General features: G+C 69.0%; 22 protein-coding genes. 11 read left to right on the top strand and 11 right to left on the bottom strand.

What is annotated here, in order from left to right:
- Nucleotides 1-85: 85 nt before the first annotated feature.
- Nucleotides 86-328, top strand: coding sequence for a hypothetical protein (locus tag AC6LJ2_RS28275; RefSeq protein ID WP_263913414.1), 243 nt, complete (start codon nucleotides 86-88; stop codon nucleotides 326-328).
- A 45-nt stretch (nucleotides 329-373) separates the two neighbouring features.
- Here the strand turns inward: AC6LJ2_RS28275 and AC6LJ2_RS28270 are convergent, their stop codons facing one another.
- Nucleotides 374-655 carry a DUF378 domain-containing protein gene (locus AC6LJ2_RS28270; protein ID WP_498152637.1) on the bottom strand — a complete coding sequence of 94 codons (282 nt, stop codon included), beginning with the start codon at nucleotides 653-655 and terminating at the stop codon, nucleotides 374-376.
- 236 nt (nucleotides 656-891) lie between these two features.
- Between AC6LJ2_RS28270 and AC6LJ2_RS28265 the strand changes: the two genes are divergently transcribed.
- Both AC6LJ2_RS28265 and AC6LJ2_RS28260 read left to right on the top strand, forming a co-directional pair.
- Nucleotides 892-1485, top strand: coding sequence for a hypothetical protein (locus AC6LJ2_RS28265; RefSeq protein ID WP_263913412.1), 594 nt, complete (start codon nucleotides 892-894; stop codon nucleotides 1483-1485).
- 124 nt (nucleotides 1486-1609) lie between these two features.
- Nucleotides 1610-1780 carry a CsbD family protein gene (locus tag AC6LJ2_RS28260; RefSeq protein ID WP_263913411.1) on the top strand — a complete coding sequence of 57 codons (171 nt, stop codon included), beginning with the start codon at nucleotides 1610-1612 and terminating at the stop codon, nucleotides 1778-1780.
- An 84-nt stretch (nucleotides 1781-1864) separates the two neighbouring features.
- Here AC6LJ2_RS28260 and AC6LJ2_RS28255 read toward each other — a convergent pair whose 3' ends face one another.
- Nucleotides 1865-2206: an ElaB/YgaM/YqjD family protein gene (locus tag AC6LJ2_RS28255; RefSeq protein WP_263913410.1), complete on the bottom strand. Its 342-nt coding sequence runs from the start codon at nucleotides 2204-2206 to the stop codon at nucleotides 1865-1867.
- Between the two features lie 159 nt (nucleotides 2207-2365).
- Here AC6LJ2_RS28255 and AC6LJ2_RS28250 point away from each other — a divergent pair, with 159 nt between their 5' ends.
- Nucleotides 2366-2632, top strand: a complete 267-nt coding sequence (locus tag AC6LJ2_RS28250) for a hypothetical protein (RefSeq protein WP_498152636.1) — start codon at nucleotides 2366-2368, stop codon at nucleotides 2630-2632.
- Between the two features lie 92 nt (nucleotides 2633-2724).
- On the opposite strand, the gene AC6LJ2_RS28245 is transcribed toward AC6LJ2_RS28250, so the two are convergent.
- Nucleotides 2725-3792 carry a DNA topoisomerase IB gene (locus AC6LJ2_RS28245; RefSeq protein WP_498152635.1) on the bottom strand — a complete coding sequence of 356 codons (1068 nt, stop codon included), beginning with the start codon at nucleotides 3790-3792 and terminating at the stop codon, nucleotides 2725-2727.
- 115 nt (nucleotides 3793-3907) lie between these two features.
- Here AC6LJ2_RS28245 and AC6LJ2_RS28240 point away from each other — a divergent pair, with 115 nt between their 5' ends.
- The 3 genes from AC6LJ2_RS28240 (at nucleotide 3908) to AC6LJ2_RS28230 (ending at nucleotide 4896) form a co-directional block, all read left to right on the top strand.
- A complete protein-coding gene (locus AC6LJ2_RS28240) occupies nucleotides 3908-4456 on the top strand; it encodes a type 1 glutamine amidotransferase domain-containing protein (RefSeq protein ID WP_263913408.1) in 549 nt (182 codons plus the stop codon).
- 77 nt (nucleotides 4457-4533) lie between these two features.
- Nucleotides 4534-4695 (top strand): hypothetical protein, encoded by a 162-nt coding sequence (locus tag AC6LJ2_RS28235; RefSeq protein WP_263913407.1) that lies wholly within the window; start codon nucleotides 4534-4536, stop codon nucleotides 4693-4695.
- Nucleotides 4696-4743: 48 nt separating this feature from the next.
- Nucleotides 4744-4896: a DUF3309 family protein gene (locus AC6LJ2_RS28230; RefSeq protein ID WP_076520934.1), complete on the top strand. Its 153-nt coding sequence runs from the start codon at nucleotides 4744-4746 to the stop codon at nucleotides 4894-4896.
- Between the two features lie 44 nt (nucleotides 4897-4940).
- Here AC6LJ2_RS28230 and AC6LJ2_RS28225 read toward each other — a convergent pair whose 3' ends face one another.
- Nucleotides 4941-6122: a PepSY-associated TM helix domain-containing protein gene (locus tag AC6LJ2_RS28225; protein ID WP_498152634.1), complete on the bottom strand. Its 1182-nt coding sequence runs from the start codon at nucleotides 6120-6122 to the stop codon at nucleotides 4941-4943.
- Between the two features lie 122 nt (nucleotides 6123-6244).
- Between AC6LJ2_RS28225 and AC6LJ2_RS28220 the strand changes: the two genes are divergently transcribed.
- A complete protein-coding gene (locus tag AC6LJ2_RS28220) occupies nucleotides 6245-7195 on the top strand; it encodes a 2-hydroxyacid dehydrogenase (RefSeq protein ID WP_498152633.1) in 951 nt (316 codons plus the stop codon).
- On the opposite strand, the gene AC6LJ2_RS28215 is transcribed toward AC6LJ2_RS28220, so the two are convergent.
- Nucleotides 7192-8028 carry a universal stress protein gene (locus AC6LJ2_RS28215; RefSeq protein ID WP_263913404.1) on the bottom strand — a complete coding sequence of 279 codons (837 nt, stop codon included), beginning with the start codon at nucleotides 8026-8028 and terminating at the stop codon, nucleotides 7192-7194. The two genes, AC6LJ2_RS28220 and AC6LJ2_RS28215, sit on opposite strands and share 4 nt — an antisense overlap.
- Before the next feature lie 165 nt (nucleotides 8029-8193).
- Nucleotides 8194-10305 carry an FUSC family protein gene (locus AC6LJ2_RS28210; RefSeq protein ID WP_263913403.1) on the bottom strand — a complete coding sequence of 704 codons (2112 nt, stop codon included), beginning with the start codon at nucleotides 10303-10305 and terminating at the stop codon, nucleotides 8194-8196.
- Between the two features lie 337 nt (nucleotides 10306-10642).
- On the opposite strand from AC6LJ2_RS28210, the gene AC6LJ2_RS28205 reads away from it, so the two are divergent.
- From AC6LJ2_RS28205 to AC6LJ2_RS28195, 3 genes are all read left to right on the top strand, one after another.
- Nucleotides 10643-11548: an EAL domain-containing protein gene (locus AC6LJ2_RS28205; protein ID WP_263913402.1), complete on the top strand. Its 906-nt coding sequence runs from the start codon at nucleotides 10643-10645 to the stop codon at nucleotides 11546-11548.
- 195 nt (nucleotides 11549-11743) lie between these two features.
- Nucleotides 11744-11932: a hypothetical protein gene (locus AC6LJ2_RS28200; protein WP_263913401.1), complete on the top strand. Its 189-nt coding sequence runs from the start codon at nucleotides 11744-11746 to the stop codon at nucleotides 11930-11932.
- 276 nt (nucleotides 11933-12208) lie between these two features.
- On the top strand, nucleotides 12209-13327 hold the full coding sequence (locus tag AC6LJ2_RS28195; protein WP_263913400.1) for a DUF748 domain-containing protein: 1119 nt from the start codon (nucleotides 12209-12211) through the stop codon (nucleotides 13325-13327).
- Between the two features lie 51 nt (nucleotides 13328-13378).
- Here the strand turns inward: AC6LJ2_RS28195 and AC6LJ2_RS28190 are convergent, their stop codons facing one another.
- The 5 genes from AC6LJ2_RS28190 to AC6LJ2_RS28170 form a co-directional block, all read right to left on the bottom strand.
- A complete protein-coding gene (locus AC6LJ2_RS28190; RefSeq protein WP_498152632.1) occupies nucleotides 13379-15577 on the bottom strand; it encodes a TonB-dependent receptor in 2199 nt (732 codons plus the stop codon).
- 48 nt (nucleotides 15578-15625) lie between these two features.
- Nucleotides 15626-16027, bottom strand: a complete 402-nt coding sequence (locus tag AC6LJ2_RS28185) for a DUF2946 family protein (protein ID WP_263913398.1) — start codon at nucleotides 16025-16027, stop codon at nucleotides 15626-15628.
- A gap of 91 nt (nucleotides 16028-16118) precedes the next feature.
- Nucleotides 16119-16832, bottom strand: a complete 714-nt coding sequence (locus AC6LJ2_RS28180) for an MgtC/SapB family protein (RefSeq protein ID WP_263913397.1) — start codon at nucleotides 16830-16832, stop codon at nucleotides 16119-16121.
- Between the two features lie 213 nt (nucleotides 16833-17045).
- Nucleotides 17046-17420, bottom strand: coding sequence for a hypothetical protein (locus AC6LJ2_RS28175; protein WP_263913396.1), 375 nt, complete (start codon nucleotides 17418-17420; stop codon nucleotides 17046-17048).
- 409 nt (nucleotides 17421-17829) lie between these two features.
- Nucleotides 17830-18551, bottom strand: a 722-nt coding sequence (locus AC6LJ2_RS28170; RefSeq protein ID WP_498152631.1) for a c-type cytochrome, incomplete at its 5' end; no start/stop codon positions are given.

The raw sequence follows: 18551 nt of genomic DNA, 5'->3' as shown, positions 1-18551 counted from the left end.
TGCCCGGGCGGGGCAGGCACGGCACTTGCGCCGACATCCAGGGCGCCCGCGTCATCGCGCAGGGCGCAACGCAAGGAGACCAGTCATGAGCAAGACAGATGCGGGTAGCAAGGCTGGCGCCGGGGCGCCGGAGGGCGGCAAGGCGAACACGCCGCAGGATGAGACCGATGCCGCCCGCCGCAGCGGGCAGTTGGGGTCGGACAAGCCGGGGACGGACAAGGCCGCGGCCCCCGCGCGCGGCGCCGACAAGACGCCGCACCCGGATGGGCCGGAATACGAGGAAGGGGGGCAGTATCCCGGCACGCGCAAGCCGGGAGGGCGCTCGTAACGGTCGGGTGCAAGGCGTCGGCTGCGACGGGCGCCACGGACGGCGTCAGTCGTTTTCCGCGCCCAGTCGAAACAACAGCACGATGCAATGCAGCGCCGCCAGGCCGACCAGGCCGTAGGCGACGCGCGCGGCCATCGCCGAGGGCAGGACGCGCGCAAACACGTCCAGGTTGACGGCGGCGATCAGGCCGCAATTGACGCCGCCAGCCACCAGGGCGATCAAGGCAATCCAGTCCAGCGGCCCCAACGTGCGTCGGCCCGTCGGCTCGCGCAACGCGGGGTCGCCCGGGCCGGCGGTCACGTCGTCGTCGTCGTCATAGGCGTACATGGTCTGTTCCTTTGCCCACCGCAGGTAAATCCTGCACGGCGTGGCGTTTATTGCGTCGTTGCCGATGTGGCGGAGGGGGGCGCGTGGGGACCCGGCCGTGGCGGTTGCCCGCCAGCTTACGTCTGGTCACTTGCAGACACGCTCAGCAAGCGCCGTGCCGTGGGGCGCGTACAGGCATGGCAGTTGCTGCCTTTTTTTGCATGGCCAATGCCGCGCCGTGCTGAGAGGAGAGAGTCATGTCCCTGATTGTTGCCGCACGCTTCCAGACCTTCGATGCCGCCAGCCTGGCGGCCCAGCGCCTGCGTGACGAAGGTTTTTCCGAAGACGATTTCCATACGTTCTACCTCAACTCGGCGGGCGAACATGCGCGTTATCCGATCGGCGGCGATCGCGTGGCGGACCCGGACGCGAGGGGGGCGCACCTGGGCGCGCTGGCCGGCGCGTCGGCGCTAGGGCTGGTGTTCGCCCTGATCGGTGGGCTGGCCGCGCTGTGGCTGGGCGCGGCGGTCCTGGTCGTTGTTGCCGCGGCGGGCGCGGGTGCCTACCTGGGGGCGCTGGGCGGGGCGCTCTGGGTGGCGGGGCGCAGCAAGCGCGCGTTGGCCACGACCCCGCAGGCCCCCGGCATGCACCCGGCCGTCCGTCCGGCGGGCGTCATGCTGGCGCTGCCGGTCGCGCCCGGACAGGAAGCCCTGGCGCGCCAGGTGCTGCGTGAAACCGGGGGCCGCGATATCGAGCGCGCCCAGGGTCGCTGGCTGGAGGGCAAATGGGAAGACTTCGATCCCCTGACCCCCCCGCGCCACGTCGAGGCGCCGTCCACGCTGGCGCAATAGGCGGCCGCGTGGGACCAGGCCGGCCCCGGCAAGTAGGGGGCACGGGGTGGGCACGGCGCTTGCTGCATGGACGCCGACCGCGCCACCCGGCGTCGGCACCCCATCCATGCAGAGAGGAATCGCCATGAACAAGGATCAAGTGAAGGGCCGAGTCAACGAGGCCGCGGGCAAGGTGAAGGAAGTGGCGGGCAAGGCCACCGGCAGCACGTCGACCGAAATCAAGGGCGTGGCCCAGAAGGTCGCTGGCAAGACCCAGGCAGCCTATGGCGACGCCAAGGAAAAGGCCCAGAAGTAAACGCTGCGGGACTCGTCGGGCGCCGCGCCTTCACCGGTGCGGCGCCCGTTGCCCATGGCGGGTGGGGTCGGCGGGCGACCCAGGCTACTGCCGGCCCACGATCACGCCGAACAGGAAGGCTGCGCCGGCCACCAGGCCGACCGCCTGCCAGGGACGCGCGTGGATATATTGCTCGGTGCAGTCGATGGTTTCGCGCACCATGTCGTGCGCGGTGTCGGAAGCGTCCCGCAGGCTGCGGCGGGTGTCGCGCAACTGGTCGGCCAGGCGTGCCTTGAGCGCGTCGAGGTCGGTCGCGGAAGCGTCGCTGAGCGTGGCTTCCAGGTCGTCGATCCAGCTTTCGGGATGGCGACGCCGTCCGCGCGCGCCGCTGTCGTCCGGGCCGTGCTCGGGAAAGTCCGAGGGCAAGGGGGTATGGGTGTTGGCCATCGATAGCTCCTGGGTAGGCGTTGGGGGAATGTTCTTTTTACCCAGCAAGCGCCGCGCCTGCCATCAACGCCACATCCGCTTTCAATTCTGACGGTCGTCGGATGACGCCGATGCGGCCCGCGCCGCAGCATGAAAGCAAGTCAAAACGGGAGTGCCAACATGAAATCGACCAAGACTGCTCGCAAGACCGCCGCCACGCCCGGCGGCAAGAAAATGGCGCAAGACGCGCCCGCGGCCGCTGCCAAGGTGCTGCCGCCGCAAAGCCCCGTCGATGTGCCGCAATTGCCGCCCAAGCCCACGGCGTCGACGCCGGACGAGGCGGCCCGCGACATCCGACGCGCCGTGGACGACCAGACCGAATCCAATTGGGCCGATGGCGCCGCGCCGCAGCCGCGCGCCAGGAACGCCAGGTCGTCGATTCTTTGACGACGCCCGCCGCGCAGCCGGGAACGCCGCGGGCGGCCTCGCGTCCGGCCATTTCCAGGCAAGCCCGGCGCTTGTGTTGAGACCGCCCGGCATCAGGCCTGGCCCAGGAACGCCAGCAAGCGCCGTTCGTCGGCCGTCAGGCCGCGCGGGCCGGCCGGTGCCGGGCCGTGGGCAGGCAGGCGGCCGGCCAGGTAGGTGTCGAGGATCAAGGGATGGACATAGCAGGCGCGGCACACGGCCGGCGTGTTGGCCAGCCGCTGCGCGACCTGCTTGATCACGTCCACCACCGCTTGCTTGGCCTGGCGCTCGTCGACATACGGCCGGCGTTGCAGTGCGGCGTAGGCCAGCACCGACCCTGCCCAGGTGCGGTAGTGCTTGGCCGTGAAATCGGCCGCGCCTGCCTCGCGCAGATACGCGTTCACCCGTTCGGAATCCACGGCATGCGGCTTGCCGTCTTCGTCCAGGTACTGGAACAGCTGCTGTCCGGGGATATCGAGGCAGCGCTTGATGATGCGGGCGATGCGGCGGTCGGTGACGGTGACGTCGTGTTCCACGCCGCTCTTGCCGCGAAAGCGAAAGCGCAGCCGGTCGCCGCGCACCGTGGCGTGGCGCCGTGTCAGCGTCGTCAGGCCATATGAGCGGTTGGCGCGCACGTATTCGCGGGCGCCGATGCGGATCAGCGTGTCGTCCAGCAATTGCACGACCACGGCGGTGATCCGGGCCTGCGCCAGCCCCGCGATCCGCAGGTCGCGCGCGACCTGGCGGCGAATGCGCGGCAGGCTCGCGCCGAACTCGCGCAGGCTGTCGTATTTGTCGGCATCGCGCTGCCGGGCCCAGGCGGGGTGGTAGCGGTATTGCTTGCGGCCGCGGGCATCGCGGCCGGTGGCCTGCAGGTGGCCCCACGGCAGCGGGCAGATCCACACGGCTTCATAGGCGGGCGGGATGGCCAGGCTGCGGATGCGCTCCAGCTCGGTGCGGCGGGTGATGCGCCGGCCGGCGGTGTCCAGGTAATGGAAGGTGGCGCCGTTGACCCGCACCCGGCTGTAACCGGGCAGGGTGTCGTCCATGTAGACGAGTTTGCCGTGGACGGCCGGGGCCGCGGCCTTGGCGCGGGGAAGCTTCGCGGGGGATGTCGTGGCGTGTGCCCTGGGTGATGCCATGTCGGCCTCCTGCAAGTCGCGCCAGCCCCAGCAAGCGCCATGCCTGTGCCGGCTGCAACGGCTTGGGCACGGCGCTTGCTGTTCTGGCAGCCTGGGTAACGGAAGGAGCTTTTGCATGGCGAAGACGCTACAGGACTTCAATGTGGCCATCCTGGTGGTGGACGGTTTTGAACAGGTGGAACTGACGGGGCCGCGCGACGCGCTGCACGATGAAGGCGCGCGCACCGTCATCGTGTCGGCCAGGCGTGGGCCGGTGCAGGGCATGCATCACAACGACCCGGGCGACCATTACGAGGCCGACCTGATCTTCGCCGAGGCGCGCGAAGAGGCGTTCGATGCGGTGCTGCTGCCGGGCGGTGTCGTCAATGCGGATGAGATCCGGCTGCATCCCAAAGCGCGAGAATTCGTGCAGGCGATGCACGAAGCGGGCAAGCCGCTGGCCGTGATCTGCCATGGCGCCTGGCTGTTGATTTCCGCCGGCCTGGTCAAGGGCCGGAAGATGACCAGTTGGCCTTCGTTGGCCGATGACCTGCGCAATGCGGGCGCCGACTGGGTGGATGAAGAGGTGGTGGTGGATGGCCGGTGGATCAGCAGCCGCAAGCCGGACGACATTCCCGCCTTCAACCGCGAGATCCTGCGCGTGTTTGCGCTGGTGCGCCATTGAGTGGCGGCGCGGTGCCGGGTACGTGGGGCCGGAGGGTTCCGGCTTCGCCCAAAGCAGCACCTTTACAGGAGAGTGCCATGTCTGCCGATCTGCGTTTGCATGTTCCGCCCAAGCCGGAACCTATTCCGCCGGGCTCGCCGCCGGGCGACCTGCCGGTTGATCCCGATACCGATGAGCCGGAGGTGGACCTGCCGCCGCTCGAGCCGCCGGTGAAGGAAAGACTCGCGCGTTTCCATTGATTTGCGTCAGCCGAATCGACGCACCCACCAAGAAAAAAGGATCAAATCATGTCCACCATTTTGCTGATCATTCTGATTTTGCTGCTGATCGGTGCCGTGCCCGCGTGGCCGCACAGCCGTAGCTGGGGCTATTACCCCAGCGGGTTGCTGGGGATCGTGGTCATCGTGCTGATCGTGTTGCTGCTGATGGGGCGAATATAACGGCTGCGGACGCCTTGCCAAGGTAAGGCATCCGCTTCGCGGCATCAGGCGCGCCGGGCCGCCGGCCTGGGCGCCTGTGCCGCGGCAAGCCGCCCGCGGTGCTTGAGCCGACGGCGGCTGATCCAGATGACCAGCCCGGTCACGAAGAACAAGAGCGGCAGCAGGCCCAGCACCGCGGTCAGGATGCGGCTGGGCAGTCCGAACAGGCTGCCGGAATGCAGCGGGAACATCACCGCCAGCAGGCGTTGGCCGGCCGTGCCCGACAAGGGGTCGACCGCCGACGCCAACGCGCCGCTGCGCATATCGATGAACAGGCGCAACGTGCCCACCGGCTGCCAGTCGTCGGCGCGGCGCATGCGGGCCTGGTAGACGCCATTGGCGGCATCGCGCCGCAGCATCACCAGTGTGGCGGTGGCAGGCGCCGCCTCGCGCGCCTTCGCGGCCGCGCCATCCCAACCCAGTTCCGTTTCGTCCGCGCCCAGCGGTGCCCGCTTTGCCGCGCGCGCATCCACCGGCACGCTCATCACGCTGGAAACCCATTGGCGACCCAGTTGCGGCAGCCCCATGAAAAAGCCGGTGCCCGCGACCACCAGCAGGAACACGGCCGAGACCAGGCCGGCGGCGCGGTGCAGTTCATAACTGGTACGAAACGCGCCGACCCCGCGCGTGACCGAGACCGAGCGGCGCCAATGGCCCGGACGCGGCCAGGCCAGGTACACGCCCGCCAGCAGCAATACGATCCAGGCCACCGCCAGCCAGCCCAGCACTTCACGGCCGGTCTTGCCCTGCAAAAGCGTCATGTGCCAGCGTAGCAGCAAGGGCATGACGTGGGCGCGGTCCAGCGACACCGCATCGCGGTTGCGGCTGGCCAGCAACTGGCCCGAGCAGGCGTCCACGCCGGCCTCGTTGTCGGCCGTGGCAGCATGCTTGAACTGCACGCGGTAGCTGTCGACGGCCGATTGCGGCAGGGTGATGGCATTGACCGCGGCACCCGGCCAGGCCTGCTGCACGGCTTGCGCCGCGGCCGATGGGGGCAAGGGCGCGGCGCATGTGCCTGCCCGGTTGCGCAACATGGCCGAATTCAGCCAGCCGTCAAGTTCGTGGTCAAAGGCCAGCAGGCTGCCCGACAGGCCGGCCAGCACCAGCACCACGCCCAGGATCAAGCCCACCCACCGGTGCAGGGTGGACAGGGCAGTGCGCAGGGTCTTGCGGAGCTTGGCTTTCATGACGCGTTCAAGGGCGGGACGGGCAGGTGGCGCGCAATTGTACCGAGGCGTACTATGAGCCGGCCTGTTTTTTGGCGGCCTGCACCGCCGCCCCCGCACTCCCGACTCCAACCCGCAGCAACATGAAGATCCCCCTCCTGATCCTGATCGAAAGCGTGCATGATTTCCTGCCCGCCATCGAAGACCGCGGCTTTCGCTGCGTGCTTGCCACCACCCCCGAACAACGCGCCCGCGCCATCCGCGAACATGCCGACGAGATCCGCGTGGTGCTCACGCGCGGGGCCACCGGGTTTCATGCCGACGAAATGGCGGCATTGCCCAGGCTGGAACTGATCTGTTCGCTGGGCGTGGGCTTCGAGAACATCGATGTGGCCGCAGCGCGGGCGCGCGGCCTGCGGGTCACGCATGGCCCGGGCGCCAATGCGACCTCGGTGGCCGACCATGCCATGGCGTTGCTGCTGGGCGCGGCGCGGCACCTGCCGCAGGCCGATGCCTGGGTGCGACAGGGCCACTGGAACGGCTTCATGGGGCCGCAGGTGTCCGGCAAGCGGCTCGGCATCCTGGGGCTGGGCACGATCGGCCTGGAAATCGCCAAGCGCGGCGCGCAGGGCTTCGGCATGACGGTGGGCTACTACAACCGGCGGGCGCGTCCTGAAAGCGGCTACACCTGTTACGACAGCCCGCGGGCGCTGGCCGCCGCGTCAGACTTCCTGGTGGTGGCCACGCCGGGCGGGGCCGACACGCGCCACCTGGTCGATGCGGCGGTGCTGGATGCGCTGGGGCCGCAGGGCTATCTGGTGAACATCGCCCGCGGCAGCGTGGTCGACACCGAGGCGCTGATCGCCGCGCTGGCCGAACGCCGCATCGCGGGCGCGGGGCTGGACGTGGTGGAGGGCGAACCGGTGGTACCGCCGGCGCTGTTCAAGCTGGACAACGTGGTGCTGACGCCGCACAGCGCGGGCCGTTCGCCCGAAGCGGTGGCGGCGACGGTGGCGTTGTTCCTGGAAAACGCCACCGCGCATTTCCACGGCAAGCCGGTGCTGACGCCCGTGCCGGGTTCGCAGGATGGCTAGTGCGAGAACATGATCGGCACGGTCATGCTTTTCAGGATGGATGCGGTGGCCCCGCCCATCGCCCATTCGCGCAGCTTGCTGTGGCCGTAGGCGCCCATCACGATCAGGTCGGCGCTGTAGTCGGCCGCCGCATTCAGGATGGTGCTGCCGACGCCCACGCCCTTGATGTCGCGGCGCACGTGGTCGGGCGCCGGCATGCCCTGGGCGATGCAATAGGTGGCCAGGTCTTCGAACGGCACGGCTTCTCCCTTGCGGGTGGCGGCGCCTTCGTCCATGGTCAACACCACCAGGTGCGAGGCCGACCGTAGCAGCGGGGCGGCGTCCGCCAGGGCGCGCGCGGCTTCGCGGCTGCCGTCCCAGCAGACCAGCACGCGGTCGCCGATCACCGGGAATTCGCCGCTGGACGGCACCACCAGCACGGGGCGACCGGCCGTCAGCAAGGCCTGTTCGACGAATTCGGTTTCGTGCGCGGCCTCGACGTCTTCGCGGTTTTCCTGGCTGACGATGATGAGGTCGCTGGTGCGGCCATATAGCGCCACCGTGGCGCTGGGAGTGCTGTCGCCGGCGCGTACCACCGCGGGCACATCCGCGTTGGCGGCCGCTTCCAGAAAGGCGTTCTGCACCGCACCGCGATTCTGCGACTGCAGGTCGCGCATCACGCTCAGCGTCTTGGACATCAGCACGGATTCGCCGTAGTAGTACTGCGGCGGCGCCGAACTGGCATAGATGCCGACCAATTCGGCCTTGTGGCGCTTGGCCAGGGCCAGCGCGACGTGCGTGCGGCGGGCGCAATCGAACCCGTGGTCCAGGTGGACGGAAATGCGGCGATACATGGCGGCCTCCTTTTCAGCGCGACAGGCCTTCATCGTTGCGCGTTCCGGGCAAGCGGCCTTTGATGCGCATCAAGCCGACTGCACTTAGGCGGGGCCGACGCAAGCCTGCCGCTTCGCAAGCCCGGGTGGCGGCCCGCGCCCGGCGCCAGGCTCGTCGCGGGCCGGTCAGGCCTGCTGCACGCGTTCGCGCAATTGCCTGACCTGGCGCGCCTGCTGTGCGATGCGGTCCAGCGGCCCGGCCAGGGTGGGCGCGGCCGCCGCCAGCGCCGCGGGCACCGCCAGTTGCCGGATGTCGGCGGCGGGCGCGGCTTCCTGCGGATGCAGGGCCTGCGCCAGCGCCTGGCCGTAGTCGCGCAGCAGCGGGGCGGCGGCGTTGTCCGGCGCCAGCGCGGGCTGGATTTCCAGCACGGTGCCGGCCGCGGTGACGCGGCGCATCGCGCTCAGCAGGTTCACGGCGGTGTCGACGTTGCGGTCGCGGTGCACCGGATTCTGCTGCAGGCGCTGCAACGAAGCCTCGGCGTTGTCCGCCGACAGGCAGGCCAGGCGCCGCAGGCCGACGATGTCCTCGGCCGCGCCCGCGCCGCTCTTGTCGCGGGTCAGCGCCAGGGTGTAGGCGGCATGGCGATCGAGCGCGCGGCTGAGCGCGCCTGCCAGTTGGCGCGGTTCTTTCTCGGGCCACACCAGAAAGCCCACCAGCAGCGCCAGTACCCCGCCCAGCACGCTGTTGAAGGCGCGCAGCGCCGCCAGCATGGGCTCGTAGATGTCGGGCTGCTGGATATGGCTGACCAGCACGAACTGCGAGGTCAGGAAAAACGTGAACAGGGCGTAATGGATGGTGCGGGCGGCGAACGTGCCCAGGGCGATGGGCAACACCGCCAGCGCCACCGACAGCGGCGTGGTCAGCAGCAGGCCCAGCAGCGAGGCGCCGATGGCGCCGGCCACGCTGCCGATGACGCGTTCCACCGTGCGCTGCCAGGTGGTGGCGAAATATGGCTGCAGGATGAACACCAACGTCAGCGACATCCAGTAGCCGTGGTTGACGGCAAAGGTCTTGGACAACGCCACGGCGATGGTGGCGCCGATGCCCACGCGCAGCGCGTGGCGGAAGGCATCGGATTCGAAGCGCAGGTTCTGCCGCAGGCTGCGCCACGCTGCGCGCGCGGGCGAATCGGCGCGCGCGGCCAGCGCCGGCACATCCGGCGCGCCGTCGCGGTCGAACAGCGCCTGCATGACGGCCTGCGCGTTCTGCAGCAGGCGGTCCAGCACCGGCACCATGGTCGCCAGGTCCGGGGCATAGGCCATGGCCGCCCCGCGCAGCTCGTGCAGGCCGGCGCCGAAGTGCGCCAGCCGTTCGCGCAGGCAGTCGGCCTGCTTGGCATCGGTGACGTCGGACGTGCTGGCGATGGCGTTGGCCACGCTGGCGTAGCGGTGGAAGGTGTGCGACAGGTTGGCGCCCGCGCCCCGACCCAGCCAGCGCGGCGCATTCGATTCCAGCAGGTCGGCGGCCGCGACCAGCGCGATGAAGCTGTCTTCGGCGTTGTCCAGCAGATAGAACAGCTGCTGCGCGCGGGCGCGGCGCGATGGCCGCGCGTCCTGCACTTCGCGGATGCGGCCGCGGGCGGCTTCCAGGGCGGCGCGCAGGGCGCTGCGCTGGGACCGGGTGACGGCGCTCCAGGCTTGCGGCCCGCCGGCGGGGGCCAGGCCGGAATACATGCGCGCCAGGGCGTCACCGAAATCGGCCAGGCCGCGGTAGCAGTGCGCTACCGCGTGGGTGGCGTCCTTCCAGGGGCGGCGGCGCCAGACCAGCGCCGTCATCACGATGGCCCACAGCGCACCGGCCACGAAGAACAGGGTGTACGACAGGCTGGCGGCCAGCGTGGGCGCCGGCAGCTCGGCGGCCACCACGAAGCCGGCCGACAGCAGCGTGCCGACAATGGCCGCCGCCGGCCCCAGCACCCGCAGCAGGCCGCCGAAGGTGCAGCAGACGAACGTCAGCGGCAGCAGCAGCCACAGGTGGCCGGCGCTGGCGCTGGCCAGAAAGCAGAACAGGGCGCCGATCAAGCCCAGCGCCAGCATCGACCCTGCTCGTTGGCGCAGCGGGCCGCCCGGGTCGCCAAAGCAGGCCCAGAAGGCGGCAATCGCCGTCCAGCCCAGGCGAGGCTCGTGGGCCAGCACCGCCAGGATGACGGGCGCGGCGCTGATGGCCGCGGCTTGCAGGGCGTCCAGCCACAGGACATTGCGCAAGGCATTGCGCCAGCGGGAAATCAGGGTAGTCACGCGGAATGCCAAAAAAAACGCAACGCTACCATGTCGACAAGGCAGAAAAATAATGAATTTTCTGAGTGTCCGATTATCGGGATGTTCATGAAAGATCAGGCTTGAATACTCCTGGTTACATATGTGTGACTTTGGCGCCGCATGCGCGCACAATCGCTGGAATAAATGTTCGAAATCGCATAAAAAAACAGTGGCGATCGAATAGCGAGTGCGCTGGGTAAGTAACGCTAGGCAGTATGAATCCTCCTGCAAGCCGAATGTGAATACTCATGTCCAACGTGCCTCGGTCTGCGCCCGGACAGCGCAGGCCGTACTCCGAGGCACTTAAGGAGCAAACATGACGCCCAATCACGAGGCTTCCACAAGCTCGGTGGTCAGCGACGACGAAGTCGCTGCCATGATTACCGGCAAAGAGGGCCTGAGGGTGTTGCTGCAACCTCAGGTGGATTTACTGACTGGCCGTATAGTCTCGGCCGAAGCGTTGGCGCGTTGGCAACATCCGCGATTGGGCATCGTCATGCCCGCCGAATTCATACCCACCGTCAACCGGCTGGGGCTGGACCGCACGCTATTCGAACGGGTGGCGCAGCGGGCCATCGACATGATTCTGACCATGCGCCGCGCCGGCATGGCGATACCCGTGGCCATCAATGCCCCGGCGTCCACCTTGTCCGATGAACGGTCGGTCGATTTCCTGCTGGCCCGTATTCATGCGGCTGAACTGCCCGCGTCCTTGCTGCGGGTGGAATTGACCGAAGACCAGCCCATCAAGGAACTGGAAGCCCTGCGCGCGACGCTGGCCAGGCTGGAAGAAGCGGGTTGCGAGGTCAGCCTGGACGATTTTGGTACCGGCCATGCGTCCCTGAAATTGCTGTCCGCCATTCCCTTGTCCGAAGTGAAGATCGACCAGTATTTCGTCACCCGCATGCGCCGCAGCGCGGTGGCGTTCGAGGTCCTGCGCACCGCCGCCGAGCTGGCCACCCGGATGGGCTGGCGGGTGGTGGCCGAGGGCGTCGAGAACGTCGCGGACATTCCCGCGTTGCGCGCCGCTGGCTGCCGTTATGGGCAGGGCTATGCGCTGGGCCGGCCGATGCCGCTGGATGATCTGTTGATGCGCCTGCGCGTGCAGCGCGACCGCGGCGAGCCGCTGGCGGCGCCCGCCAGCTATGCGTCCGCCTGGCTGGACGCCTTCGACCCGCAGGACGCCGAAACCGGCCTGCCGGCGCACGTCACTACCCAATAGCCGCCTGGCCAATCAGGGTCTGACCCGCCCGGGCAGGCCTGGCCGCCATTTCTACCCCCCGCATCCCGAAATTACCGGGGCCGCAACGGCCTGGCCGGGGTGCGGCGCCTGCCCACTCCGGGCGGCGCCGGCTTTGGGCACGTCAGTTGCTACGTCCTGTATGGCGGAATGGTTCCGCCTACTAGGAGACTTGCAATGGCAAACCCGAATCAGCCCGACCAGCAGAAGCAGCCCCAGAAGCAGCAGACGCAGGAAAGCCCGAAGGATCGTGACCAAGCGGGCCAGCAACAGCCCGGCCAGGGCGGCCAGCAGATGGACAAGGACGGCAAGCCGGGTCAGCAACCTGGGCAAGCCGGCCAGCAACGGTCGCAAACCCAGCGCTGATGCGCTGATGGCATTCGAGTGAGCCCGCGCTGCGGCGACGGCTGGCAGATGCAGGGTGAGTGACGGCGATGCCCGTGTGGGGAAACCTGTGCGGGCATCGCCGTATCCACCGCCATGGCAGACCGACCGTCTGCGCCGCCGCGCCCGTCGTTGATGGCCGCGTACTGGTGACGCCGCACGCCTTGCGCCGGGTGGGCTCGGTCGGTAAGGTGCTGGCAAGTCCCTTTATTTCGTGCCGTGACGCGCTGGCGTTGCGGTCACCCTACAGGATCCCCGATGAGTTTGCCTTCCGCTACGCCGCGCCTGCGTTCGCCCCTGGGCATGGCCCTGGCCATTGTCGTGCTGCTGGCTGCCGTGCTGGCGGTGCTGGCGGTGGCGGCCACGCGCATCGTCGAGCTGCGCGTGGCCAACCTGCTGGGTTCGCGCACCCAGGTGGGCGATGTGCAGGTGGGATGGCGGCAGGTGGTGCTGACCGACGTGAAGGTCCCTGGCAGTGGCGATGCGGCGCCGGCCAGTGCGCGGCGCGTGGTGGCGGAACCCGAATGGATGTCGTTCCTGCAGCACGAGGCCGTGTTCCGCAAGGTCACGATCGAGGGTTTCGATTTTGCGGTGGTGCGAGCGCCCGACGGCGACATGCAGATCGCCCCGGCGCTGCAGGCGGCGCTGCGCGAGGCCGATGGCGGCAACAACCCCACGCGGCGCAAGAATCCCGTGCGGATCGACGACATCGTGCTGCAGGATGGCCGGCTGGACTTCTTCGACGCGGCCATTGCGAAGCCGCCGCATCGCATACCGTTCAACAACGCCTCGGCGCGCCTGCGTCCGCTGGTCCTGCCGGCCGATGGCCAGCGCAGCGACATGGAGTTCAAGGGCTCGGTCGAGGACAACCGCAACGGTGCGGCCACCGTCACGGCGACCGGCTCGCTGGAAGTCGGCGCCACCGACGCCGACATGAAGGTGGCCGTGCGCAATATGGACATCCGCTATGCCGCGCCGTACCTGGCGGAAAACGGCGCGGGCTCGTTGACGGGCGGCGCGATGGATCTGGATATGCAGACCACCATCGTCAAGCGCCAGTTGAAGGCCTCGGGCGTGGTGGCGCTGCGCGGCTTGAAGTTCAGCGGCGACGGGTCGCTGTTTTCGCTGCCGCGCAAGGCGGTGCTGGCTGCCATGCAAGACCGCAATGGCGCGCTGCGCATGGAATTCAGCCTGTCAGGCAGCCTGGACAACCCCAAGTTCTCGGCTTCGCGCGGGTTTGCGGCGCAGATCGCGCGTGGGGTCGGCCACGTGCTGGGCGTGGGGGCCGAAGGCGCGGCCAGCGGCGTCGCCGGCGCCGTCAAGGACGTCGGCGACGCGATCTCGGACCTGCTTTCGCCCGGATCCGACAAGCGCTGATCCCGCGCAAGGGCCGAACGCACGGATCGATGGCGGGCCTGCCAGGCGCCGTCAGAACCGGTAGTTCGCGCTCAGTTCCACGCGGCGGCCTTCGCCCAGCAACCATTGCGTCTGGTTGTAGTAGGCGGTTTCGGCGTACTGGCGGTCAAACACATTGAACGCCCGCAGCGCCAGCGTCAGGTCGCGGCGCGGCTCCCATTGCAAGGCCAGGTTGGTGGTGGTGTAGCCCGCCATCTCCAGCCGATTGGCCGCGTCCGCGTACCGCTTGCCCACGTAGCGCACGCCGGCGCTGGCCGTCCATTGCGGCGCGAACTTCCAGCTGACCCAGGCATTGGCCACGCGCTCGGGCACGTCGGTGGGCACATTGCCCGCCCGCGACACGGCCGCGCCATTGACGGATTCACTGAAGTCGTCGTAGCGCGCCCGCAGCACGGCGGCGTTCAGGTCCACCCGCCAGGCCGGGGTCAGCGCGACCCCCAGCGTGGCCTCCAGCCCGCGCGACGATTGCTCGCCTACCTGGATGCGCAGCGACGGATCATTGGGGGCGCGCGTCACCAGGTTGTTCTTGCGGATATGGTAGGCCGCCAGCGTCCATTGACCCTGGTTGTCCCAGAACGTCTGCTTGACGCCCACTTCCACCTGGCGGCCCTTGGACAGCTCGAAATCCTTGTTGGCCGGCGACAGCAGCAACAGGCTGCCGATGGGGTCGGCGGCTTCGGCGTACTGGCCATAGACCGACAGCGTGGGCAGTACGTCGTAGACGGTGCCGATGCGCCAGCCGACGTTGTTGAAGGCGGTGTCGAACGCCGTCTGCCCGGCGACCAGGTCGCGCCGTTTCAGGTCGATATGGTCGTAGCGCAAGCCCCCCAGCACCGACCAGCGCTCGGTCAGCATCAACCGGTTTTCGGCGAACAGCGCGTATTGATCGGCCGTGTTGCGGTAGCGCGGCGTGGTGCCGGCTACGTTGATGAAGCGGCCGTGATCCACGTCGTACGGATCCACCAGCGACGTGCCTGAGTAGGGCGAGTTGTTGGTGTGCTTGAGCGAGGCCCGGTTCACCTCAAAGCCCACCGCCACCTTGTTGGCCAGGCCGAACAGGTGGCCGTCGAAACTGGCGTCGGTGACGGTGCCGACCTGCTGCTGGTCGTGGCGGATGTCGGTGTAGCCGCTGCGCTGGATCAGGCCGCTGGCCGGCTGCCACGTATAGTTTTCGGCGTCGCGGTAGTCGCGGTCGCTGCCGATGTAATAGACGCGGCTGCGCACCCGGGTGGCGGGGTTGGGCGTCCATTCGGCCTTCAGTTCCGTGCGGCTGTCGCGGTAGATGATCTTGCTGTCGGCCACGTTGTAGTTCTTGCCGCGCAGGCTGTAGTCGATGTCGCCGTTGATCAGCGGGGTGCCGAAGTAGCGCGTCGGTTCCTGCCAGGCGTAGGCCTGGGTCAGGGTGAAGTTCAGGTCGGGCGACACGTCCAGGCGCAGCGCGGCGGTCACCGCGACATCTCGCGAATCGCCCAGGCTGATGCCCGAATTGCTGTGATTGCCGCTGAGGTCCAGCCGGTACGACCATTTGTCGTCCAGCGCGCCGCCGCTGCCAAAGCCCAGGCGCTGCGTGTCGTGGGTGCCGACGGTAGTCTGGATCTCGTTTTCGATGGGGCCGCGCGTGGGCTTCTTGGGAATCACGTTGACCACGCCGCCGATCGCGCCCTCGCCATACAGCACCGAGGCCGGGCCGCGCAGTACTTCGATGCGGTCCACGGCCCAGGGGTCGTAGATGAACGTCTGGCCGACGCCGCCGAATTGCCGCACGCCGTCATACAGCTGGGCCACGGAATTCGAATCGGTGAAGCCGCGCGACGACAGCGACGAGCCGCCGTTGCCCGGATGGCGCATGGCGCTGATGCCGGCCGCCTGGGTGATGGCGTCGGTGACGTTGACCGCGCCGCGTTCGCGCAGCTGTTCGTTGCTGATGACGTCGATGCTGGCGGGGGTGTCGAACGGCGTCAGGCCCAGCAGCGTGCCGGTGCTGGCCTGTTCCAGCAAGGTGGCGGAGGGCGCGTCGGCCGAGACGGAGATGGCGGGCAGGGTCGCGATGCCGCGCGAACTGGCCTGGGACGGCGTGGAAGACGGGGCAGCCGTCGGCGCGGCCGTGACCGGCAGCGTCTGGGCGTGCAGCGCGGGCGTGAAGGCGAGCGCGGTCCAGACGGCCACGCGCCGTTTCAGGACGCGGCGCGTCCTGGCGGAAGAAAAAGACATGGAATTTCTCGGTAAGCCAAAGAAGCCGCACGGCGTGCGGCGCAGCGATCAGCGGATAACCGGGAAAAGAGGCGGGGCGCGGGCGCCCAGCGGCGGGCCGGGCAGGAATCCTTCGGCTACGGCCGGCGGCGCACGCGCGGCCAGCGGATGGGCCATGACGGCCGTGCTGGCCAACAGCGGCGCGGGCGAGGGCGGCAACGCCACCGCCGCCAGCATGGCGCCCATCGGGCAGGCGGCGGCCTGGGCCGCGTGCCGCTCGTCGGGGGCATCGCGATGCTTGGCGGGCCCGGCGACCCAGATGGTGCCGGCGGCCGAGCACAGCTGGATCAGCGTGCCTTGCTGCGTGGCGGGCATGAAGCCCTGCGGCACCAGGGCCTTGAGCGCGAACAGTGCCAGCACCAGCCACAGCGTGGCGGTGTTGCGGGCAAAGGGCGAGAACGGGCGGCGCATGGTCGGCGCCCATTCTAGAAGGTTTTGCCAGCGCCGGGGCGGCCCGGCCTGCGGCGCATCGCCGCAGGCCGCAGGCGCCTCGCGCGGGGCATCACACCGTTCGCGCGGCCCAGAACGCCGTGCGCACGCCGGGGGCGGTGGCGATGCGGGCGGTGACGCGGTCCAGGTCCAGTTCGTCGACCGATGCTTCGCTCAGCGCCGCCTCGATCTCGACCTCGTTTTCGCCGAACTGGTCGATCTTCAGTTCGGACAGGGGCAGCTGTTCTGCTTCCAGCACGTCTTCGAGCACGGTCATGGCGGCCTGGCGCTGGTCCACATGGGCAATGACGTGGATCACGGTGGTGACTTCCGTGGTTTGCGCGTCCACCGGCTGGCGGTTGACGTAGCTGACCACCGGGCGCAGCAGCGTGTTGGCGGCCAGCACGAACACGGTGGCGGCCAGGGCCTCCAGAATCAGCGAGGCGCCGGCGCAGGCGCCGATGGCGGCCGAGCCCCACAGCGTGGCCGCGGTGTTCAGGCCGCGGATGCTGCCGCCTTCGCGCATGATGGCGCCCGCGCCCAGGAAACCCACGCCCGACACGACGTAGGAAATGACGCGGGCGCCGCCGTCGGGCCCGCCGACGCGAAACGCCATGTCCACGAAAATGGCCGCGCCCACGGCCACCAGGGCGTTGGTGCGCAGGCCGGCCGTGCGTTGGCGCACCTGGCGCTCGAAGCCCACGATGGACCCCAGCACGAAGGCCGTGGCCAGGCTGATGAGGGTATTGGCCAGCGTCAGCAGCTGGATGTTTTCGAAGTTCTTCATGTTGTTGTTCTCGAATGCAGCGTGTTTTTTTACGAATGTGCGGTGCCGAGGGGCGACCGACGGGCGCCGGCCGGGCCGGCGCCCTTCAGGGCAATTGCCAGACCGACAGCGCCGTCAGCACGAAAGCCAGCAGCCAGATCAGCAGCAGCGCCGCCACCCGCGCGACAAGGAGGCATTTGTACGGGTCTTTCATGACAGTCTCCTTTCCGTCATTCAGGCCGGCAGCACGGCCAGGCTGGCGCCGGCCTCGCTTTCCCAGTGCACCCGACGCACGTCGGGGCTTTGGCCCAGCCGCAGGGCGACCGCGTTGAGCAGGCCGCGCAGCTGCGGCGGGCATTGCAGCGTGACGATGGTGCTGGCCAGTTGGCCGGCCTCGGCCCGCGAGATGCGCACGTTCAGCACGCGCAGGTCCAGTGCCTGCAGCTCGTAGTACAGCTGCTTGCGCAGCGCGTTCAGGGTGTCGGCCAGGCTGACGATGGTGAACTGGTAGGTGGGGGTGGCAGCCGGTGCGGCGGGCGCGGCGGCCTGGCCGGCGCCGCGCAGGGTGGCGGCCCCATCCACGAAGGGGAAGAATTTCTTGATGCGCATGATCGTCTCCAGGGGGAGTACGGTGGAAGGTCCACATGCAGGCGCCGCCTGGCCGGCGCGGCGCGGGCGCAACAAAGCCCGCGGTTCGCGTCGGTAAGGGAGATTCGGGGGAGGGCTGCGGCCTGGGCCGTGCGCGCATCGCGCGTGGGCTGCCGGGCCGAATGCCGTGTCCTGGCTTTACGCAGGACTAGGCAGATGATGCTGCGAAGAATCCTGCGTCAAGCGGCGCGAGCAGTCGTGTATCGACTACATCCGTCGTTGTCCACAATGATCTCGGGGTGGTTGAAAGTGCTGCGATTATAAGTAGGCATCAGGGAAAACACCAAGAAAAAAATGCCGTCGGCCTTGCACGTCGTCGCCCCGCGCGGCCCCGCGGCCCCCGTTCGTGGGGGCGGGGGGGGCGGCGCGTTCAGGGCTTGCCGGCGTAGTACTGGCCCAGGGCCTGGACCTCGGCGTCGGTCAGGCGCTGGGCGAACGCCCGCATCACGCCCACGTCGTCGTTCTGGCGCGAGCCGTTGCGAAAGGCTGTGATCTGGTCGGTGAAATACTCCTTGGACTGGCCCGCCAGCCGCGGCAGCAGCGGCCCTTCGCCCAAGCCGCGCAGGCCGTGGCAATTGGCACAGGCGGGCAGGGCGCGCGCGCCGTCGCCGGCCACGTCCAGCTTGCGCGCGGCCTCGCCGCCCGCTTCGCCCACGTGCAGCGGCGGGCCGGCCAGGGTGCCGTAATAGGCCGCCAATTGGCCGATTTCCTGCTCGGTCAGCGCCTGGGCGATGGTGTTCATCAGCGGCTGCTTGCGGGTGCCCTGGCGGAAGTCGGCCAACTGCTTGGCGATGTACTCGGACGTCAGCCCGGCCAGGTTGGGGAAGATGCCGCCGCTGGGCGTGATGCCGTTCTGCCCGTGACAGGCAACGCAGGCCTGGATGCCGGCGGCGGGCCGTCCGGCCTCGGCCAGCTGCTTGCCCAGCGCGGGGTCCGCGCCTTGCAGGTAGCCTTCCCACGCAGGGCGTGACGCGCTGAAGTCCAGCGCGCTGCGGCCAGGCACGGGCGCGCTGGCGGCCGTATTCGCGGACGCGGGCGGCGCGGTGCCCGGCGCCGCTGCGGCGGGCGCGGCGGCAGCGGGCGCAGCCGCTG

This window comes from Achromobacter sp. 1014246743 (assembly GCF_059760725.1).
The sequence above is the reverse complement of the archived record's forward strand: the minus strand, read 5'-3'. Positions and strand labels throughout refer to the sequence as shown.